Source organism: Vibrio sp. V19_P1S1T109 (assembly GCF_002241375.1).
GTDB lineage: Bacteria > Pseudomonadota > Gammaproteobacteria > Enterobacterales > Vibrionaceae > Vibrio > Vibrio anguillarum.
Map to the genome: position 1 here is coordinate 1 of NZ_NDIM01000165.1, position 3228 is coordinate 3228.

Sequence of the window (3228 nt, forward strand, 5' to 3'; positions counted from 1 at the left end):
ATATTACCTATGTTTAAATAAGTGACATTAATCCAAGAAAAATATAACAAAGTGATAGGTTTCATCATAAAAATGAGCCCCCAATAGGAGGCTCATTTTATTTTGAGATTGCAGAGGTAGTACTGGGTAATATCTTAACGCTCAGTCGTTTGTCTGCTTGTAAATATTGATTAGCAACATGACGCAGATCATTCGTGCTCACTTGATTGATGGCGTGACGAACCTCCTGCCAACGACGATAGCGATGCGGATAAGTTTGAGTTAACGATGCGACATCAAGCCAAAATACATTCTTTTCTGGCAGACTATCTAACCATTGTAGAAGCGGTTGTTTCGCTCGTTGCAACATATCAGCATCGATGCCATGATCAGCTTTCACTCGAGACAATACCGCATCAAAACTCTCTTCCACTAATTTAAGTTGCGTTGTGTCTGTCACACTGAACAGCCCCAAATAACCAAATCCTGTGGGAAGAAAATCATTGCTGCTAAATGGGTAAGGTGAGTAACTCGCGCCAGCCTTTTCTCTCACTTCTTCCGTCAACAAAATACGGAGAACCTCTTCAAGCAGCATCAGTTTTGCGTAGTGTTCGGCATTCACCTTATCGGTCGTTGGCCACAGCCAAGCCAGTGCCGCGGCATTGGCTGAACCTTGATGCTCAACAATATGTGAAGCAGGTAATGGTGGAAACTCAACGCGCTCAACTTGCAGCTCTTTTTCTGGATGACGCGGCAAAGCGCCCAGTGTTTTAGCAACCGATTGAATCGTTTTCTCTTCGTCAAGATCACCCACAATAGCAATTTCTAAAAGGCCTTTATCTACCGCCGAGGCAAACACTGGAACTAATTCTGAAAAATGACGCTTTAACAGTTCCTCGTCATGGCTACGAAATCGTGGGTCGTCAGGGTGCAATAATTCAGGTAACACCGTCCAAAATGCCTCTTCTGGCGTCGTGTTCTGGCTGTTACTCGCTGCCTGTACTCGTTGACGAAATTGGTTCATCCCCTCTTCTCGCCAGCCTGGGCTCGTTAAAAATGCCGTTTGCAGTGCTAACTGTTGGTCAAGCGACGCTTGATTGGTGAAATCCTGACTCGCAAAACCAAGCGTTCCCACACTAAACCCCGTCGTCACATTGACAGCAGAAAAGAGATGAATTAGCTGCTGCAACGAATGTTGCTCTAACCCACCCGCAACAAAGCCATCATTAAACAGTGCCTGAATGCCTTCTTTTCTAGGTAACGGATATTCGCCAAAACCTAATGAAAGATTGAGGTAGATGATGTTTTTCTCTAACTCGGTTGGCTTGATGTTGAGCTTAACGCCATTGGCAAATTTCAACATCCGAATCCCCGTTTCGGGATCTCGCTTGTCGTGAACGAGCGTGCCCGCCTCACCAAATTCACGGTAGGCAAATGCCTCGACCGATGATATTTGATAAGGCTCTACTGGCTGCTTTTGGCTTTGTTCATATACATCGAGTAGCGTTTGATTGATTTTTTCAACCTTGTATGGCCCAGAAAGATAAATCCACGGCTTACCTTGCCAACGTTCTGTAAGCAGGTCGTGTAATCGAGCTGCGGTGATTTGAGGTTGATAAGCTTCAAAAAGAGCAAGCTCAAACGTCGGTTCAGTTGGGACAAATTGCTGAGTGTCACTTGCCACTAGGCGTTGCGCAATCGAAAAACTATGCAAGGTATCGCTACTTGCTGCTCTTTGCTGATAATCAGCATGCATTGCCTTGATCGCTTGATCAATTTCGCTCTGATTAAAGCCATATCGAATCGCTTGTCGCACCGTCTGTTCAAGTAATGTCAGCCCATGCCGCCACTGCTCGGGCAAGGTTACCAATGACAATTCCATCCGTGATGCGATGCCGAAATCTTGTTCAATATTCACAAAAGCATTCGCTATCCCCTCTTGGTCTATCAGATGGGGAAGTAACCGTTGGTAGAGTAAGTTCGACAATATTGATTCAAGGATCATTTCATGGCGACTTTCAACGCTATCTGCTTGTCGCTCTTGTGGTGCAATCACACCAAGCGAAATTTGGGTCGGCAAGCGAGCATCAAAGAAAACATCGGCTTGCAAGTGCGTCCTTACTGCAGGCAACATCAAATGGTCAGCCCGTAGCGGTACCGCATCCCGGTGAGGTACCCAGTTAGAAAAAAGTCGTTTGATCTGCTCTTCGGCCTGAGCAACATCAAGGTCTCCCACCACAATGATCGTGGTACGTTCTGGCGTATAAAAGCGTTGATAGAGTGAACGTAACTGCTCTGAGCTAGCATGTTTTACTACATCGAGATCACCAATTGGCAAACGTTTTGACAAAGAGCTCCTCGGATATAAGAAGCTCAGCTGTTGACGATAATTCTCAACATCAGCGGAATTTCTCTCTTTCCATTCCGCCACAACAACCGGTTTTTCTTGCTCCAACGCCTTTGGCTCAAGCTTAAGGCGATCCGCAATCTCTCTCATAAGCCACAAACCAGTTGCTACTTTTTGTGAGTCTCCTTGAGCAATATTGAACTCATACACAGTTTGATTGAATTGAGTCACCGCATTGGTATCGGATCCAAAACTTAATCCTAAGCGTTCAAGTTGGCGAATCATCTCCCCTTCGGCTACAGAGTCCGAACCTTTAAACGCCATGTGTTCTAAAAGATGCATCAAGCCTTGTTCTTGATCTGACTCGACTAAAGAACCACCCGCAATGCGCATACGCATAATGACAGCATGAGCAGGTGTCGTGTTATGGACTAATTGGTACCTTAAGCCGTTTTCAAGCTGACCTTCGTGAATGCGATGACTTTTAGGTAACTCCGTCGATAGCGAACTGGCCGATATGACAAGCAGCAATAATAAGCTCAATGGGTGAAAAAATAGAATATTACGCAAATTAAGATTCTCAGTATGTATGGAACGACACTCATTCGAATTGAGCGCTTATTATCACCCATTTATTGAATTTATAAATACATCAAGACAATTCCATACAAAACAGTACAATATTTTCAACATCATGCCATGGTGATCAAACGCGTATCATGCACCATTGAATATCAGCTTAGCTGGTTTATATTGCTCTACAAAAACTTTGTGCAATAACGTAGCCAAATCACAAGAAAACACAGTATTATCACCCCTTATTCCACATACTTCGTGGAGATAATAAACGGAATAATTATGGAAAATATCGTCGAAAAACTACTCTATTCAGCGCGCTGGAT

The 3228-nt window shown here is 44.2% G+C and carries 1 protein-coding gene; it reads right to left on the reverse strand.

Features of this window, described 5'->3' with window-relative positions; all coding sequences use genetic code 11:
• Nucleotides 1–97: 97 nt before the first annotated feature.
• Complete coding sequence (locus B9J87_RS07845; RefSeq protein WP_094150057.1) at nucleotides 98–2896, reverse strand: M16 family metallopeptidase; 2799 nt, start codon at nucleotides 2894–2896, stop codon at nucleotides 98–100.
• Nucleotides 2897–3228: the final 332 nt, after the last annotated feature.